Source organism: Mesorhizobium sp. M0051, from assembly GCF_040323235.1.
Lineage (GTDB): Bacteria > Pseudomonadota > Alphaproteobacteria > Rhizobiales > Rhizobiaceae > Mesorhizobium.
In genome coordinates this window covers 273,067-290,832 of record NZ_JAMYUT010000002.1, presented here as the reverse complement: position 1 = coordinate 290,832, position 17,766 = coordinate 273,067, and the positions used below count along the sequence as shown (strand labels likewise).

At 63.0% G+C, this 17,766-nt stretch carries 13 protein-coding genes and 1 riboswitch; of the genes, 9 read left to right on the top strand and 4 right to left on the bottom strand.

The window, feature by feature from the left end; translation table 11 throughout:
* Positions 1-26 precede the first annotated feature (26 nt).
* The gene (gene dnaE / locus NKJ90_RS03305; protein WP_023757522.1) at positions 27-3,554 is read right to left on the bottom strand and encodes a DNA polymerase III subunit alpha; all 3,528 of its coding nucleotides are present in this window, start codon (positions 3,552-3,554) and stop codon (positions 27-29) included.
* A 107-nt stretch (positions 3,555-3,661) separates the two neighbouring features.
* Entirely contained in the window at positions 3,662-5,674 is a 2,013-nt protein-coding gene (locus tag NKJ90_RS03300) for an acetyl-CoA carboxylase biotin carboxylase subunit (protein ID WP_023757523.1), read from the bottom strand.
* Positions 5,675-5,872: 198 nt separating this feature from the next.
* Here NKJ90_RS03300 and NKJ90_RS03295 point away from each other — a divergent pair, with 198 nt between their 5' ends.
* The 6 genes from NKJ90_RS03295 to NKJ90_RS03270 all read left to right on the top strand — a co-directional run bounded on the left by NKJ90_RS03295 (position 5,873) and on the right by NKJ90_RS03270 (position 10,650).
* Positions 5,873-7,000: an S-(hydroxymethyl)glutathione dehydrogenase/class III alcohol dehydrogenase gene (locus tag NKJ90_RS03295; RefSeq protein ID WP_023757525.1), complete on the top strand. Its 1,128-nt coding sequence runs from the start codon at positions 5,873-5,875 to the stop codon at positions 6,998-7,000.
* A 67-nt stretch (positions 7,001-7,067) separates the two neighbouring features.
* Entirely contained in the window at positions 7,068-7,637 is a 570-nt protein-coding gene (gene gfa, locus NKJ90_RS03290) for an S-(hydroxymethyl)glutathione synthase (protein ID WP_023757526.1), read from the top strand.
* A 64-nt stretch (positions 7,638-7,701) separates the two neighbouring features.
* Positions 7,702-8,169, top strand: coding sequence for a YaiI/YqxD family protein (locus NKJ90_RS03285; protein ID WP_023757527.1), 468 nt, complete (start codon positions 7,702-7,704; stop codon positions 8,167-8,169).
* A gap of 31 nt (positions 8,170-8,200) precedes the next feature.
* The gene (locus NKJ90_RS03280; protein ID WP_023757528.1) at positions 8,201-8,878 is read left to right on the top strand and encodes a DUF1345 domain-containing protein; all 678 of its coding nucleotides are present in this window, start codon (positions 8,201-8,203) and stop codon (positions 8,876-8,878) included.
* 97 nt (positions 8,879-8,975) lie between these two features.
* Complete coding sequence (locus NKJ90_RS03275; protein ID WP_023757529.1) at positions 8,976-9,857, top strand: cytochrome b/b6 domain-containing protein; 882 nt, start codon at positions 8,976-8,978, stop codon at positions 9,855-9,857.
* 1 nt (position 9,858) lies between these two features.
* Positions 9,859-10,650, top strand: a complete 792-nt coding sequence (locus tag NKJ90_RS03270; protein ID WP_023757530.1) for a molybdopterin-binding protein — start codon at positions 9,859-9,861, stop codon at positions 10,648-10,650.
* A 47-nt stretch (positions 10,651-10,697) separates the two neighbouring features.
* Here NKJ90_RS03270 and NKJ90_RS03265 read toward each other — a convergent pair whose 3' ends face one another.
* Complete coding sequence (locus NKJ90_RS03265; RefSeq protein WP_023757531.1) at positions 10,698-11,699, bottom strand: hypothetical protein; 1,002 nt, start codon at positions 11,697-11,699, stop codon at positions 10,698-10,700.
* A gap of 283 nt (positions 11,700-11,982) precedes the next feature.
* A riboswitch (glycine riboswitch) is annotated at positions 11,983-12,069 on the top strand.
* Between the two features lie 149 nt (positions 12,070-12,218).
* Here NKJ90_RS03265 and gcvT point away from each other — a divergent pair.
* The 3 genes from gcvT to gcvP are packed head-to-tail and all read left to right on the top strand — an operon-like array spanning position 12,219 to position 16,522.
* The gene (gene gcvT / locus NKJ90_RS03260) at positions 12,219-13,319 is read left to right on the top strand and encodes a glycine cleavage system aminomethyltransferase GcvT (RefSeq protein WP_023757532.1); all 1,101 of its coding nucleotides are present in this window, start codon (positions 12,219-12,221) and stop codon (positions 13,317-13,319) included.
* Positions 13,320-13,324: 5 nt separating this feature from the next.
* The gene (gene gcvH, locus NKJ90_RS03255; protein WP_023757533.1) at positions 13,325-13,693 is read left to right on the top strand and encodes a glycine cleavage system protein GcvH; all 369 of its coding nucleotides are present in this window, start codon (positions 13,325-13,327) and stop codon (positions 13,691-13,693) included.
* A gap of 18 nt (positions 13,694-13,711) precedes the next feature.
* Entirely contained in the window at positions 13,712-16,522 is a 2,811-nt protein-coding gene (gene gcvP / locus NKJ90_RS03250; protein WP_023757534.1) for an aminomethyl-transferring glycine dehydrogenase, read from the top strand.
* Here gcvP and NKJ90_RS03245 read toward each other — a convergent pair whose 3' ends face one another.
* Entirely contained in the window at positions 16,523-17,698 is a 1,176-nt protein-coding gene (locus NKJ90_RS03245; RefSeq protein ID WP_023757535.1) for a GGDEF domain-containing protein, read from the bottom strand.
* Between the last annotated feature and the right edge of the window lie 68 nt (positions 17,699-17,766).

Below are 17,766 nucleotides of genomic sequence, written 5' to 3'. Positions count from 1 at the left end.
GCCGGCATTACAGCGATATGCCGTGATCACACCAGCTCCACTTCGACCACGCCCGGAACAGCCCGCATCGCCGAGGCGATCTGTGGCGAGATCCGGTAGCGGTTCGGCAGCTCGATCTCGATTTCCCCCTCGCCTTCTTCCTTGATCAGCACGAAGCTGACTTGGCCCTCGCCCTTGACGATCAGTTGGCCGGCCAGCGTGTTGATCGGCGCGGCGTTGCGCACGAAGATGCGCAGTGCCTTCTGGACGCGGCTTGCCTCGTCCTCCAGCGATTGCACCGAGTTGATGCGCAAATTGACGCCTTCCGGCCTGTCCTCGGCCGCAACGGTGATGACGACGGAGCGGCCGGCCTCGAGCAGGTCGCGATACTGCGCCAGTCCTTCCGAAAATAGCACGGCTTCGTACTGGCCGGATGTATCGGAAAAGGCGATGACGCCCATCTTGTTGCCGGTGCGCGTCTTGCGCTCCTGCTTGGACGTCACCGTGCCGGCTAGACGCCCGGCGGCGGCACCACGCTTGACGGCCGCCGAAAATTCGGCCCACGTCTGCACCCGCATCTTCTGCAGGGCCGCCTTGTACTCGTCGAGCGGGTGTGCCGAGAGATAGAAGCCGACCACCTGGAATTCGCGGTGCAGCCGGTCGGCGGCAAGCCACGGTTCCGTCGTCGGCAGATTGAGTGCCTGCGACTGGGCGCCGAGCGAGGCGCCGAAAATGTCGTGCTGACCGGAAACCGCGTTTTGCTGCGCCAGCGATGCCAGCCCCATCATGCGTTCCACGCCTGCCATCATCGAGGCGCGATCATGGCCGAAGCAGTCGAGCGCGCCGGCCATGATCAAGCTTTCGAAGACGCGCTTGCCGACGATCTTGGGATCGACCCGCTCGCAGAAATCGGCGAGATTCTTGAACGGCTTTTCGCCACGCTGGGCAACGATGTGCTCGACCGCCGCGTCGCCGACGCCTTTGAGCGCGGCCAGCGAATAGTAGATGCGGTTCTCACCGACCTCGAACGGACGAAAGCTCGATATTACCGACGGCGCCAGAACCTCGATGCCGAGGCGCAGCGCGTCCTGGCGGAAATCGGCGAGCTTGTCGGTGTTGCCCATGTCGAGCGTCATCGACGCCGCCAGGAACTCGACCGGATAATGCGCCTTGAGGTAGGCGGTCTGGTACGACACCACCGCATAGGCGGCGGCGTGCGATTTGTTGAAACCATAGTCGGCGAACTTGGCCAGCAGGTCGAAAATGAAGTCGGCTTGCGGCTTGCCGACGCCGCGCTCGACCGCGCCCGAAACGAAGCGTTCGCGCTGCTTGTCCATCTCGGCGCGGATCTTCTTGCCCATGGCGCGGCGCAGCAAATCGGCTTCGCCGAGCGAATAGCCGGCAAGCTCCTGCGCGATCTGCATCACCTGTTCCTGGTAGACGATGACGCCTTGCGTCTCTTTCACCAGATGGTCGATCTTGGGATGGATCGACGCCATCTCCTCCTCGCCATGCTTTCTGGCATTGTAGGTCGGGATGTTCTCCATCGGTCCCGGCCGGTACAGCGCCACCAGCGCGATGATGTCCTCGATGCAGTCGGGCCGCATACCGATCAGCGCCTTGCGCATACCGGCACTTTCCACCTGGAACACGCCGACCACTTCGCCTCGCGACAGCATGGCGTAGGTCTCGGGATCATCGAGCGGGATCGTCGCCAGGTCGATCTCGATGCCGCGCCGGCGGATCAATTTCACTGCCGTTTCGAGTACGGTCAGTGTTTTCAGGCCGAGGAAGTCGAATTTCACCAGCCCGGCCTGCTCGACATATTTCATGTTGAACTGGGTAACCGGCATGTCCGAGCGCGGATCGCGGTACATCGGCACCAGTTCCGACAGCGGCCGGTCGCCGATGACGATGCCGGCTGCGTGGGTCGAGGCGTGACGGTAGAGGCCCTCCAGCTTCTGCGCCATGTCGAGCAGCGTCTGGACGATCGGCTCCCTTTCGGCCTCTTCGGCAAAGCGCGGCTCATTGGCGATGGCATCGGCGAGCTTGACCGGATTGGCCGGATTCTGCGGCACCATCTTCGAGAGCTTGTCGACCTGGCCATAGGGCATCTGCAGCACGCGACCGACGTCGCGCAGCACGGCGCGTGCCTGCAGCGTACCGAAGGTGATGATCTGGCCGACCTGGTCGCGGCCGTATTTCTGCTGGACGTAACGGATGACTTCCTCGCGGCGATCCTGGCAGAAGTCGATGTCGAAGTCGGGCATCGACACGCGGTCGGGGTTGAGGAAGCGTTCGAACAGCAGGGAAAAGCGCAACGGGTCGATGTCGGTGATGGTCGTCGAATAGGCGACCAGCGAGCCTGCGCCCGAACCGCGTCCCGGCCCGACCGGAATGCCCTGCGCCTTCGCCCATTTGATGAAGTCGGCAACGATCAGGAAATACCCCGGAAACTTCATCTTGGTGATGATGCCGAGCTCGAAATTCAACCGCTCGCGATATTGCTCTACGGTGTAGCCGGCAGTCGGGCCATGCGCGGCCAGCCGCGCCTCAAGCCCCTCATGCGCCTGGCGGGCCAATTCGTCGGCTTCCGCCTGCAAGGCGGCATCGTTGTCGGCGACATCGCCGCCGGTGAAGCGCGGCAGGATCGGGTTGCGATTCCTGGGATAGTAGGAGCAGCGCAGTGCGATCTCGACGGTGTTGTCGATCGCTTCCGGCAGATCGGCGAACAGCCGCGCCATATCGGCCTGGCTGCGCAGGAAATTGTCCGGCGACAGACGGCGGCGATTGTCGACAGCGACGACAGAGCCCTCGGCGATCGCGATCAGCGCATCATGGGCGTCATAATCGTCGCGCGCCAAGAAGAACGCCTCGTTGGTGGCGACCAGCGGCAATTCATGGGCATAGGCAAGATCGATCGAGGATTTCTCGATCACCCGATCATAACCCGAAACCCGGTCCAGTTCGACATAGAGCCGGTCGCCGAACATCGACTTGAGGGTCAAGAGCCGTGTTTCGGCCAGATCGCGGCGATCTTCCTTGAGCGCAGTGCCGATCGGTCCGCGCGGCCCGCCACTGAGGCAGATCAACCCGTCACAATAGCCTTGCATCATTTCAGTGGTCAGGTGCACCGCCTCGCCCGGCGGCGTTTCGAGGTAGACGCGGCTGACCAGCCTGACCAGATTGGAATAGCCGGCCTCGGTCGCGGCAAGCAGGACGACCGGCCGCATGTCCGGGCCTTGCCGCCTGCGGTCGCGCTGGCCATCATTGCTTTCGCCGGAAAATGCGAGCGCAGCCTGGCAGCCGATGATCGGCTGGATACCGTCCTTCACTGCCTTCTGCGCGAATTCCAGCGCGCCAAACAGATTGTTGGTGTCGGTTACGGCAATGGCGGGAGCTCCGTCCTTGACCGCGTGAGCCACCACCGTGCCGATCTGTAAGGCGCCCTCCAGCAGCGAATAGGCCGAATGCACACGCAGATGGACGAAAGGCCGTGCGGGCGCCTCCGGCCGCGCCGCAGCAATCGCTGCTTCGCGCTTCAGGGGATCGCGGGGTAGTTTTTCGTCGGCCATGGTGCTGCGTGAAGGTCCTTGAGTCGATGGAGATGTATTGTCCGGGACCGCGCGCTGCCAGTCCAGCACAAACCATTGCTGATCACAGGCTGCCTGCCCGGCTGGTCTTACGCAAACTCCATGATCACCGCGTCCACGGCCAGGCTGTCGCCCGGCCTGGCGTTGAGTTTGGACACGACAAGGTCGCGTTCGGCACGCAGCACGTTTTCCATCTTCATCGCCTCGACCACCGCCAGCGTCTCGCCGGCCTTGACCTCCTGGCCCTCGGCAACGGCAATCGACACGACAAGGCCAGGCATCGGGCAAAGCAGCATCTTCGACGTGTCCGGCGCCATTTTTTCCGGCATCAGCCTTTCAAGCTCGGCGATGCGCGGCAGCATGGCGCGCGCGGTCACCGACATGCCCTTCCAGGCAATACGAAAGCCGTTGGCAACAGGCCTGATCTGAGCAGTAACCTTGCGCTTGCCGACCGTGCCGCGCCAGATCAGGTCGCCCGGCCGCCAGTCGGATGCGACGGTCAGCGGCTTGCCGCCCTCGATCGCCAGATCGACTTCCATCGGAATGGAAATCATGCCCTCGACGATCGACGCCGACAGATAGTCATCGCCGACCTTCACCACCCAGTCGCGCTTCAGCGCTCCCGAATGCGGCGCCAGTCGCCCGCCAAGCCGGTCGAGCCGGTCGCGGCGCAGCAGTTCAACCGCGGTCGCAATCGACGCCAGCACGGCTTTCTCGTCGTCGTTCGGCACGACGGGCGCAAAACCGTCGGGATATTCCTCCGATATGAAAGCGGTCGATATCAGCCCTTGCCGCCAGCGCGGATGCTGCATCAAGGCGGCAAGAAACGGAATGTTGTGCTCGATGCCGTCGACGACAAAGCTGTCGAGCGCTTCCGACATGGCATCGATAGCGGCGAGCCGCGTGGGCGCCCAAGTGCACAGCTTGGCGAGCATTGGATCGTAGAACATGGAGATTTCCGAGCCTTCGGTGACGCCGGTGTCGTTGCGGATGACGACATCGCCGAATTGTCCTTCCTCCGGCGGCCGATAGCGCGTCAGCCGGCCCATCGAGGGCAGGAAATTGCGGTACGGGTCCTCGGCATAAAGCCGGCTTTCCACCGCCCAGCCGTTCAGCTTGATATCGCCTTGCTTCAGGCCAAGCTTTTCGCCGGCGGCAACGCGGATCATCTGCTCGACCAGATCGATGCCGGTGACCAGCTCGGTCACCGGGTGCTCGACCTGCAATCGTGTATTCATTTCAAGGAAATAGAAGTTCTTGTCCTTGTCGACGATGAACTCGACCGTGCCGGCGCTCTGGTAGTCGACGGCCTTGGCCAGCGCCACCGACTGCTCGCCCATGGCCTTGCGCGTATTGGCGTCAAGGAATGGCGACGGCGCCTCTTCGGCGACCTTCTGGTTGCGGCGCTGGATCGAGCATTCGCGCTCGCCGAGATAGAGCGCGTTACCATGCGCGTCGGCCAGCACCTGGATTTCGATATGGCGTGGATCAACGATGAACTTCTCGATGAAGACGCGGTCGTCGCCAAACGAGCCCTTCGCTTCCGAGCGTGCACGATCGAAGCCGTCGCGTACTTCCGCCTGGCTCCAGGCGATGCGCATGCCCTTGCCGCCGCCACCTGCCGAGGCCTTGATCATCACGGGATAGCCGATCTCGCCGGCAATCCTTTCGGCATGGTCGGCATTTTCGATGACGCCGAGCCAGCCGGGCACGGTGGAAACCTTGGCGGCGTTGGCGAACTTCTTCGATTCGATCTTGTCGCCCATCGCCTTGATCGCTTTGGGCTTCGGGCCGATGAAAACGATCCCTTCCGCTTCCAGCGCCTCGCAGAAAGCCGCCCGCTCGGACAGGAACCCGTAGCCGGGATGCACGGCCTGGGCGCCGGTCTCCTTGCAGGCGGCGATGATCTTTTCGGGGACGAGATAACTCTGCGCCGCGGGCGAAGGTCCGATATGCACCGCCTCGTCGGCCATTTCGACATGCACGGCATCGCGATCGGCGTCTGAATACACGGCAACCGTGGCGATGCCCATCTTGCGCGCCGTTCTGATGACACGGCAGGCAATCTCGCCGCGATTGGCGATCAGGATCTTGGTGAACATGCGGAATGTCATCCCTCGGGTCGGCCGTTCCTTTTATGGCCTGTGCTTGCCGGGTCAAGCCGACCATGCAAATCGCTGCCTTTCAATCGATTTGCGATTCCAATTCATCGCTGTGGCCCAGTCCAGGCATCAGCTTCCAGTTGATCGTGTCGACAAAACCTGAAACCTTGGAAAAAAATTCGTATTGGAGGACGCCTGATGAAAACCCGCGCCGCTGTCGCTGTCGCCGCCGGAAAGCCGCTGGAGATCATGGAGGTCGACCTCGATGGTCCGCGCGAGGGCGAGGTGCTGGTCGAGATCAAGGCGACCGGCATCTGCCACACCGACGAATTCACGCTGTCGGGTGCCGATCCCGAAGGCCTGTTCCCGGCCATTCTTGGCCATGAGGGCGCCGGCGTGGTCGTCGATGTTGGCAAGGGCGTCACCTCGGTCAAGAAGGGCGACCACGTCATCCCGCTCTACACGCCCGAATGCCGCCAGTGCCCGTCCTGCCTGTCGCGCAAGACCAATCTGTGCACGGCGATCCGCGCCACTCAGGGCCAGGGCTTGATGCCGGACGGTTCGTCGCGCTTCTCGATCGGCAAGGACAAGATCTTCCACTATATGGGCTGCTCGACCTTCTCGAATTTCACCGTGCTGCCCGAGATCGCGCTGGCCAAGGTCAACGCCGACGCTCCCTTCGACAAGATCTGCTACATCGGTTGCGGCGTCACCACCGGCATTGGTGCTGTCATCAACACGGCCAAGGTCGAGATCGGCGCGACCGCCGTCGTCTTCGGCCTCGGAGGCATTGGCCTGAACGTCATCCAGGGCCTGAAGCTCGCCGGCGCCGACATGATCATCGGCGTCGATTTGAACAACGACAAGAAGGCGTGGGGCGAAAAATTCGGCATGACGCATTTCGTCAATCCGAAGGAGATCGACGGCGACATCGTCCCCCACCTCGTCAACATGACCAAGCGCGGTGCCGACCAGATCGGCGGCGCCGACTACACCTTCGACTGCACCGGCAACACCAAGGTGATGCGCCAGGCCCTGGAAGCCTCGCACCGCGGCTGGGGCAAGTCTGTCGTCATCGGCGTCGCCGGCGCCGGCCAGGAGATCTCGACGCGGCCGTTCCAACTGGTCACCGGGCGGACCTGGATGGGCACCGCCTTTGGCGGCGCGCGCGGCCGCACCGACGTGCCGAAGATCGTCGACTGGTACATGGACGGGAAGATCCAGATCGACCCGATGATCACCCACACGTTGAAGCTCGAGGACATCAACAAGGGGTTCGACCTCATGCATGAGGGCAAGTCGATCCGGAGTGTGGTTATTTACTGAAGAAGACCACAAGCCGCCGACCAATCGGCCTGCGACCTCTGTGGTTCACAACTGGGAGGAGAAAAACATGGCGGAGAAACTGCATCCGAAAATCGACAATGGCTTGCCCCGGGAAAGCGCAAGCTTTGCCGGCGGCACGCTGGTCTGCGCCTGCACCAGCAATCCGGTCAAGGTTAAGGTGAAGGGCCAGATCGCGCACAATCATGCCTGCGGCTGCACCAAATGCTGGAAGCCGGAAGGCGCGCTGTTCTCGGTCGTTGCCGTGGCAGGCACGGGCGACGTCACCGTGACCGAGAACGGCGACAAGCTCAAGGTGGTCGACCCCTCAGCGCTGATCCAGCGGCATGCCTGCACCGGCTGCGGTGTCCACATGCACGGGCCAGTCGAGCGCGACCACGCGTTCAAGGGCCTGTCCTTCATCCACCCCGAGCGTTTCGTCGAGGATGGCTGGTCACCTCCGGGCTTCACCGCTTTCGTCTCGTCGATCATCGAATCGGGTGTCGATCCGAAGCGAATGGAGGGCATTCGTGCCCAGTTGAAGGGGATCGGGCTGGAACCCTATGACTGCCTCAATCCCGGCCTGATGGACTACATCGCCACCTGGACCGCCAAGAAGTCCGGGGCCTTGCCGGCCTGACAGCTGTAAGATTTCAGGGACGGGGCCGGACACGTTTCCGGCCCCTGTCCATTTTGGAGAGACAATGCCGGCACCTGCCATTTACGTCGATGCAGACGCCTGCCCGGTCAAGGCCGAGGTCGAAAAGGTCGCCGAGCGCCATGGCGTCGTCGTCACCTACGTCTCCAATGGTGGCCTGCGGCCGTCGCGCGATCCGATGATCCGCAATGTCGTTGTCTCAAAGGGCGCCGATGCCGCCGACGACTGGATCGTCGACAACGCGAAATCCAACGACATCGTGATCACCGCGGACATTCCGCTCGCCGCTCGTGCGGTTGCGCTTGGCGCGCATGTGCTTGGGCCGACCGGACGTCCGTTTACGCCGGAAACGATCGGCATGGCGGTGGCGATGCGCGACCTCAAACAGCATCTGCGCGAGACCGGCGAGAGCAAGGGCTACAATGCCAGCTTCGCCCCACAGGACCGTTCGCGCTTTCTCGGCGAACTCGACCGCATCTTGCGGCGGGCGCTCAAATCCGTCACACCGCAGTAGAAACCGAGCGCCATCCAAGGTTGGAACCGCCATGGCTGCTGAAACCCCGATGAAGCCTCCCTTGCAGCGCCACATGCTGTTTGCGGTGTCGGCCTGCTTCGGCGTCGTGGCGCTTGCCGTGGCGTTGCTGCTTCATGCCTCGCTCGCCTATTCGATCGGCGCCAACGCATTCTTTGCTACCTACGTCATTCTTGTCGTCACCCAGATGCCGAAATTCACCGGCAGGTATCTGAGCAAGAATGCGCGCGCCACTGACCAGCCGATGCTGGTCATCTTCGCGGTGACTTTGGTCGTCGTCGGCGTTGCCACCTTCTCGTTGTTTCAGCTGATCAATGAGAAAGACAGCACCCACCCTATCGAATTGATCTTCGCGCTGCTGTCGATCCCGCTTGGCTGGTTCACGATCCATGCCATGGCGGCGCTCCATTATGCCCATGTCTACTGGATGGACGGCGATGCGGTCGACGCCGAGACCAAGAAGAAGATCCCGGTCGGCGGACTGCTGTTCCCGGGCGACAAACGGCCGGAAGGCTGGGATTTCCTCTACTTCTCGACGGTTATCGGCATGACGGCGCAGACCGCCGACACCAACATCTCGACGACGCATATGCGACGTGTCGTGCTTGTCCATTCGATCCTGTCATTTTTCTTCAACACGGTCATCGTCGCCGCAGCTGTCAACCTCGCCGTCAGCCTGGGCGCTCCGTAATAAATCCGTGATCGGATGAAACATTGGTTTGGATCGCGACGTATCAGGAGGACAATGAACGCGCGGGCCACGCCGTGAGGCCGGGAGACGAGACAAGATGGAATCCGTTGCCAGAAGCCAATCCGCCGCCGATCCCGGTGCTTCGGCGTCGAACGAAAAACCGCTGATCTACCGGCAGTCGCGCTGGACGCGGCTGACGCATTGGCTCTGGGCCATCTCGCTGTTCTTCATGCTGCTGTCCGGCCTGCAGATCTTCAATGCCCGCCCGCAGCTCTATATCGGCAAGGAGTCTGGTTTTGGCTACAACAACACCATCTTCGCCATCGGCGCCGAGAACACCAACGTCGGGCCACGCGGCTACACTGAAATCCTTGGACATCGCTTCGACACCACAGGGGTGCTCGGCTGGTCAGGGCCGGCGGGCCAGGAGACATCCCGCGCATTTCCGTCCTGGGCGACCATCCCGTCCTACTACGACCTCGGCACCGCCCGCGTCGTCCATTTCTTCTTCGCCTGGATACTGACCACGACCTTGATCGTCTGGTTTGTCGCCAGCACCATGAACGGCCATCTGCGCCGCGACCTCGCACCACGCCTCGACGACCTGAAGCGCTTGCCGCAGGACATCATCGATCACGCCAAGCTCAGATTCCACCACACGCGGGAGTACAACACGCTGCAGAAGATGGCTTATGGCGGCGTGCTGTTCGTCCTCCTGCCGCTGATGATCATCACCGGCCTGGCCATGTCTCCCAGTATGGATTCGGTGCTGCCGTTCCTCAACGATCTGCTCGGAGGACGGCAGACGGCGCGCACCATCCATTTCACCGTCATGGTGCTGCTGGTCGCCTTCTTCATCGTTCATATCCTGATGATCCTGGCCGCCGGCCCGATAAACGAACTGCGTTCGATCATCACCGGCTGGTACCGCACCGATCCTCCCGCACAGGACGACAAGACAACCGAGAGGAGTGCCTGACATGGCAAAGTTTGAGATCAGCCGCCGCAAATTCCTGACGGGTGCCAGTCTCGGTGCCTCCGGTATCATGCTGTCGGGCTGCGACGCCTTCGACAGCCAGCTAAGCGTTGGCAGTGGCTTGCGCAGTTTTCTCGAAAACGCCAATGACCTGACATACCGGGCACAGCGCCTGCTCGCGGGACGCGACGCCCTGGCGCCGGAATTCACCGAGGCCGACATCCGCCAGCCGCAGCGGCCGAATGGTGTGACTGCGCCGGACGACGATGTTTACAAGGGTCTGCTTGCCAACAACTTCGCCGACTGGCGACTGGAGGTTACAGGCCTGGTCGAAAAGCCGCTGTCGCTCAGCCGTGAGCAGCTGATGAACATGCCGAGCCGCACCCAGATCACCCGCCATGACTGCGTCGAAGGCTGGAGTTGCATCGCCAAATGGACCGGGACGCCGCTGTCGCTGGTGCTGGACCAGGCGGTGGTCAAGCCGCAGGCGCGCTACGCAATGTTCCATTGCCTCGACACGATCGACCGCAGCCTTTCCGGCGACATCAAATATTACGGCTCGATCGACCTGATCGATGCCCGTCACCCGCAGACGATCCTCGCCTATGGCGTGAACGGCAAGCCGCTGCCGGTTGAGAACGGCGCACCGCTGCGCGTCCGTGTCGAGCGGCAGCTCGGCTATAAGATGCCGAAATACCTCTACAAGATCGAACTCGTCGACGGCTTCGCCACTATCGGCGGCGGCAGGGGCGGCTATTGGGAAGACAATGGCTACGACTGGTACGGCGGCATCTGACAGTTAGGGGATAATGCCCTGAGATCAGCGGTTTAACCCTCAGCACGTCAAGCAACCTTGTCGAGCAACGGCCGCAGCGCCGGATGGATTTCTGGCGATGCCTGCTTGATCAGGGTGAGCAGCGCGCGTTCGTTCTCGTAGAGGGGCCTGTCCAGGCCGATATGCTCGACCAGCCAGCCTGCTTCGCCGGCATCGATCGTCTCGGCGCGGCGAGCAAGCGCCTCGGCCGCCCTGTTCTTGGCTTCCCAATCGGCCTCGATGTCATCAGGGGACCGGTAGGCCTCCATGATGCCGGCGAGGCCGCCGGAGATCATGCGGCTGAAGAAGCCGCCGATTTCCGGATCGGCGTGTTCGAGGAAAGCGTCACGGCGTAGTGCCACATCGCGCGTCGGCGCTTCATAGCCGGCCGAGCACATGACGAAATTGGCGATCGCCTTGACGAACAGCTCGTTCCAGGACGGATCGTTGCTGGCATGGGCGGTGCGCTCGTTGATCTTGAACAGCACTTCTGCCTCGGCGCGCGTGACGGCAATGTTGCCGTCGCCACCGTGCGCATGGAGGATACGGCGCAGCAGTTCGACCTCCGCCTTGGCGATCAGCCCGGGAACCAGCGCATCGCCGAGCATCAGCGGCCCCTTGCCATCGATGACGGCGTGGGCGACCTGTTGCAGCGCATAGACGCAAAGCTGGCCCGGCGACGATCTCGCCTCTTCCAGCACGTGCACCAGCAATTCGAGTTCGGTGCGGCTGTCGACCATGCCGTCGCGCGAGATCGTGCGGATCAGCCAGTCGGCATTGTCCTGCGAAATATAGCCCGACGGCTTCTCCTGGTGGACGATGTAATCGGTGACCGCCTCGATGAAGAAAAGCGGCCATTCCGGGCATTTGTCCTTCGCCGTGGCATCGAGCGCAAACAGCGCCTCGGCTTCGCCGCGCGTCACTACACCGTCGCCGAACACCTCTCGGCGCAACATCGTCACGTCCTCCGTGGCGATGCGGCTTTTCGAGGTCAGCCCCGCCACCGGCGCGCTCATGATCAATTCGCCCATTTGTCGTCCCCGTCCGCCGCCGCCCAATGCCGGCCCCAAAGCGTCATGGCTGCCAAGATATCAGCAGTGTCTTGAAAAACCGGCAAACGGCGTGGTTAGCGAAGACTTGTCGGCGAATGCATGTCGCCCAAGGCGTGCCGCGGGCTTGAGAGAAGGACGACATGCATCAACACAAGCATCTAAAGCGCATCGCCAGCGCGGCGCACTTTAGATGTCGCGGACAGGTGACAAGCCGTCGCGCACAAGCTATGGATGGCACGTCGAGGACTCAGGGTCTGAGTCCTACCTGTTTGCGGGAGAGAGCAGCGAAAGCTGCCGCCGAAGGGGAAATCGCCCGAAATCTCTCAGGCAAAAGAACCGTAGACGGGAAAGACACTCTGGAAAGTCGGGGCTTGCCCCCGCGCCGAAGGTGTAAGCGCCGCTGACAGAGTTCCGGCTGCGCAAGTCTCTCAGGCTTCAGACAGAGGGGCACGGACTGGTCGCCATTCGCGACCGATTGCGTGCGACTCTGGAGATGACATGACGGGCGACGACAGCAAACACCTTCCCCTCGAAGATATCCATGTGGCTGCTGGTGCGCGCTTTGGCGCCTTTGCCGGCTGGTCGATGCCGCTGACCTATCCGGCCGGCGTCATGAAGGAACACCTTCACACCCGCGAACAGGCCGGCCTGTTCGACATCTCGCATATGAAACTGTTCGAGGTCAGCGGGCCGGAGGCGGTTTCACTGCTCAATCGCGCCTGCCCGCTTGACGCCGGCGCGCTCAAAATCTCACAATCCAAACTGTCCTTCTTCCTCAACGAAGCAGGCGGCATTCTGGACGATCTGATCGTCACCAGGCTTGGCGATATCAGGTTCATGGTGGTCGCTAACGCCGGCAATGCCGTCGCCGACGAAAAGCATTTGCGTGCGCTTGCCGCGGATTTCGACGTCAGGGTCGAGGCGCTCGACCGCGTCTTCCTGGCCATCCAGGGTCCTGAAGCCTGGGCGGCCCTTTCCCGAGCCGGCATCGAGACCGGCTCGCTGCTGTTCATGCATGGTGTCGAACCGCGCAGGAACTGGTTCATGAGCCGCTCCGGCTACACCGGCGAGGACGGCTTCGAAATCGGGCTGCCGGAGGCCGATGCGCGCGATCTCGTTGCGAAGCTGCTTGGTGATGAACGCGTGCTGTGGATCGGGCTGGCCGCTCGCGACAGCCTGCGGCTGGAGGCAGGACTCTGCCTGCACGGCCAGGACATCACGCCGGAGATCGACCCCGCGAGCGCCGCACTGATGTGGGCGATCCCGAAGGAGGTTCGCGCGTCCGGCACTTTTATCGGTGCCGATGCGCTCCGCGCCGCCGTGGAACGAGGACCCGCGCAAAAGCGCGTCGGGCTGAAGCCGGAAGGCCGCCAGCCGGTGCGCGCCGGTGCTGCGCTCTTTGACGCCGACGGCAAGCCCGCCGGCCATGTCACGTCGGGCGGGTTTGGCCCGTCAGCCGGCCATCCGGTCGCCATGGGCTATGTCATGGCACCCCTGGCCAAGCCCGGAACACGGGTTTTCGCCGATGTTCGCGGCACGAAGATCCCCGTCGATATCAGCTCCCTGCCCTTCACGCCACATCGCTACCGCAAAGGATAATTTCAATGGCAAAGATCTATTTCACATCAGATCACGAATGGCTCCGCGTCGAGGGCGGCATCGCCACCGTCGGCATCACCGATTACGCGCAGGAACAACTCGGCGATCTCGTCTTCGTCGAACTGCCCGAAACCGGAAAGAAGCTGAGCAAGGGCGATACCGCCGTCGTCGTCGAATCTGTTAAGGCGGCTTCCGATGTCTATGCACCCGTCGACGGCGAGATCACCGAAGCCAACGCCACGCTGTCGTCAGATCCGTCGCTGGTCAACTCGGCGGCAACCGGGGCCGGCTGGCTGTGGAAGATGAAGCTCGCCGACGAAAGCCAGCTCGCCGGCCTCATGGACGAAGCCGCTTACAAAGCCCATATCGGCTGACATCAGGACTCGAAAGACATGACCGCAGCACCCTACCCCTTCTCGGCCCGCCATATCGGCCCCGGCCTCAACGACACCAGAGCGATGCTGGCCGCTATCGGCGTGCCCTCCGTCGAGACCCTGATCAGCCAGTCGGTGCCGAGGTCGATCCGGCTCGACCGGCCGCTCGCTCTGCCGGCACCTGCAAGCGAGGCGGAGGCGCTGGCCGAACTTTCGGCTGTCATGGCAGGGAATACGGTGCTGAAGAGCTTCATCGGCGCCGGCTACCACGGCGTTGATGTGCCGCCGGTGATCCAGCGCAACCTGTTCGAGAACCCGGCCTGGTATACGGCCTACACACCCTATCAGGCCGAGATCAGCCAGGGCCGTCTGGAAATGCTGTTCAACTTCCAGACGCTGGTCACCGAATTGACCGGTCTGCCGGTGGCGTCGGCATCGCTGCTGGACGAGGCGACGGCGGTGGCTGAAGCCGTCGGCATCGCCTTGCGCCACCACCGCGACAAGCGCACCAAGATCGCATTTGCCGGCACGCCGCATCCGCAGACGCTGGACGTGGTGCGCACGCGCGCCGAGCCGCTCAGTATCGAGATCAATGGCGAGACGATCGACGACAACACCGCCGCCCTGCTCGTCTCCTGGCCGGATACGTTTGGGGTCTATGGCGACCACAAGGCAGCGATCGACAAGGCGCGCGCCACTGGCGCCATCGTTGTCTTCATCGCCGACCCGCTCGGCCTGACGCTGACCGATGCGCCGGCCAAGCTTGGCGCCGACATTGCAGTCGGTCCGATGCAGCGCTTTGGCGTGCCGATGGGCTTTGGCGGTCCGCACGCCGCCTACTGCGCCGTCTCCGACAAGTTGACGCGGCTGATGCCAGGCCGCCTTGTCGGCCAGTCCACCGACAGCAAGGGCCGGCCCGGCTACCGGCTTGCCTTGCAGACACGCGAGCAGCATATCCGCCGCGACAAGGCGACGTCCAACATCTGCACTGCTCAGGCGCTGCTCGCCAACATGGCGACCGCTTACGCCATCTGGCACGGCCCCGCCGGGCTGCAGGCGATTGCCGGGCGCATCCATGCGCGAGCCAACCGTCTCGCAAGCGGCCTCGACGCGGCAGGCGTGTCGGTGCTCGGCGCCAGCCGTTTCGACACTGTGACCGTGAAGACCAAGGGCAAGGCGGCGCAGATCGCCACTGCGGCTGAAAAGACCGGCCGGCTGCTGCGCGTCATCGATGCCGACCATGTCGGCATCAGCTTCGACGAAACCTCGACCGATGCCGATCTCGACGCGATCGCGACGCTGTTCGGCGCCAAGGCCGGTCCCTCCGCCGACCGCACGGTGCCCGGCAAGCCGCGTGGCAAGGAGTTTCTGACCCAGCCTGTTTTCCATGAAAACAAGTCGGAAACCGAGATGATGCGCTTCCTGCGCCGGCTGGCCGACAAGGATCTGGCGCTCGATCGCGCCATGATTCCGCTCGGGTCCTGCACCATGAAGCTCAACGCTGCCGCGGAGATGATGCCGGTGAGTTGGCCAAGCATCGCCAATTTGCATCCCTTCGCGCCGGCCGCGCACTCGGCCGGCTATCGTGCCATGATCGCCGAACTGGAAGGCTGGCTGTCGGAGATCACCGGCTTCGACGCCGTCACCTTGCAGCCCAACGCCGGCAGCCAGGGCGAATATGCCGGCCTGCTCGCCATTCGCGGCTATCACCGCTCACGCGGCGACAATCACCGCACCGTCTGCCTGATCCCCTCGTCGGCGCATGGCACCAACCCGGCAAGTGCTGCGATGGCCGGCATGAGCGTCGTCGTCGTGCGCTGCACCGATGATGGCAACATCGACATGGACGACTTGAAGGCCAAGGCGGCCGAGCACGCGCCAAATCTCGCCGCGCTGATGTTCACCTATCCCTCGACGCATGGCGTGTTCGAGGAAGGCGCGCGTGATCTCTGCGCGCTGATCCATGAGCATGGCGGCCAGGTCTATTTCGACGGCGCCAACCTCAATGCGCTGGTTGGGCTTGCCCGTCCAGGCGACATCGGTGCCGACGTCTGCCACATGAACCTGCATAAGACCTTCTGCATTCCGCATGGCGGCGGCGGGCCCGGCGTCGGCCCGATCGGCGTCAAGGCGCATCTGAAGCCGTATTTGCCCGGCCATGTCACCGAAGGCTCGGGCCATGCCGTTTCCGCTGCTCCCTTCGGCAGCGCCTCGATCCTGCCGATCACCTGGATGTATATCCGCATGATGGGCGCGTCGGGCCTCAAGCAAGCGACTGAAACGGCGATTTTGTCCGCCAACTACATCGCGACGCGGCTCGATGCGCATTTCCCGGTGCTCTACAAAGGCAGCCAGGGGCGCGTCGCGCATGAATGCATCCTCGACACCCGCGTGCTCAAGGACGGCGCCGGCATCAGTGTCGATGACATCGCCAAGCGCTTGATCGACTATGGTTTTCACGCGCCGACCATGTCGTTCCCGGTCGCCGGCACGCTGATGGTGGAGCCAACCGAGTCCGAGCCCAAGTGCGAACTCGACCGCTTCTGCGAGGCGATGATCGCCATTTCAGGAGAAGCCGCGAAAGTGGCCAGGGGCGAATGGCCTTTGACGGACAATCCGCTGGTCAACGCACCGCACACCGCCGCCGAGGCGCTGGCCGGCCAGTGGACCCATCCCTATTCGCGCCTGGAGGCGGCCTATCCGGCTGGCGACGCCGACAAGGCGGCCAAATACTGGCCACCGGTGTCACGCATCGACAATGTCGCCGGCGACCGCAACCTGGTCTGCTCGTGCCCGCCCCTGTCGGATTATCTGGGCGCGGCGGAATAATTAAGCGGAGCGCAAGGCCGGCTCGACCGGGTCGGCCTTGCCTAGTGCCGCCCGACCGATGACGCAATTTCGACCGGCGCGCTTGGCGGAATAGAGCGCCGCGTCGGCTTCGGCAAGCACGTCATCGAGGGTGCGGCCGCTTACCTCGCCAAAGCCGAGGCCGCCGCTGACCGTGCTGCGCAACTTGCCGAGTTGGGTGGCGACGATCTCGGTGCCGAACGCCACACAGATCTTGCTGGCGAGGTCATGGGCCTTCTCTTCCGTCATTCGCGACATGACGACGGCGAATTCCTCGCCACCCAGGCGAAAGGCGTCGACGCCGGTCCTGGCATATTTCTTGATCACCGCGGCGAAGCGGCACAGGACCTGGTCCCCTACCGGGTGACCATAGACATCGTTCGTCCGCTTGAAATGATCGAGGTCGAACATGACGACGGACATGAACGGACCGAAACTCCGCTCGCCGTAGAGTGACGTTAACGCCCGGCGGTTCATCAACCCCGTCAGCGGGTCGGTCATGGTCTCGGCCTTCAGCTCGATCTGCGCCTGCAGATGGTGGAGCGAGAGCGTCAAGGCACCGAGTCCGGTCATGCAGGCCACGGCCACGACGGAATTCAGCCGTTCGGCCCAGTTGTCGGGCGCGACCGCGAGCGTCCATTGCCCTTTGGTCAGCAGAACCACGCCGCAAAGCGCAAACGAAACCGCGCAGGTGCCGCTCAGAAACGAAACCACAAGCAGGATCCGGCGATCATGGCTGCCGTTGATCCAGAACATGGCGCCGATCGCCGACAGGAGCGCCGTCACCGTGGTGTAGGTGACGATGAAGCCGACGCCGTCAAGGCCCAGGAAGGTGACGGCGGCACAGACAGCCATGGCGGCAAGCGCCGGCGCAACGGCACGTCTGTAGCCGGGCACGCCCAGATATTGCATGGCCGACACGCAAATGATCAGGAAACCCAGGCTGAGCAACGCAAGCACGATCTGGCAAAGTAGTGGATCGGGATCCTTGGTGTATTGCCAGAACAGGACCACATGCGCGACGAGCACCAGAATGCCGCACGCCACCGTCAGCACGAAGCCTGCCTTGGGCGCGGTGAACCAGATCGCAAACATGGTGACGCTAAGGCAGATGCCCGACAGCGCGGCTGCGAGCAGGAGCGAACTGAAGTCCAGCATATCGGGCGAAGGCCTCTCGAGCGTCGGCGGGTTGCGCTGTATTCTAGGTTAGCCGCAGCTCTCAGACA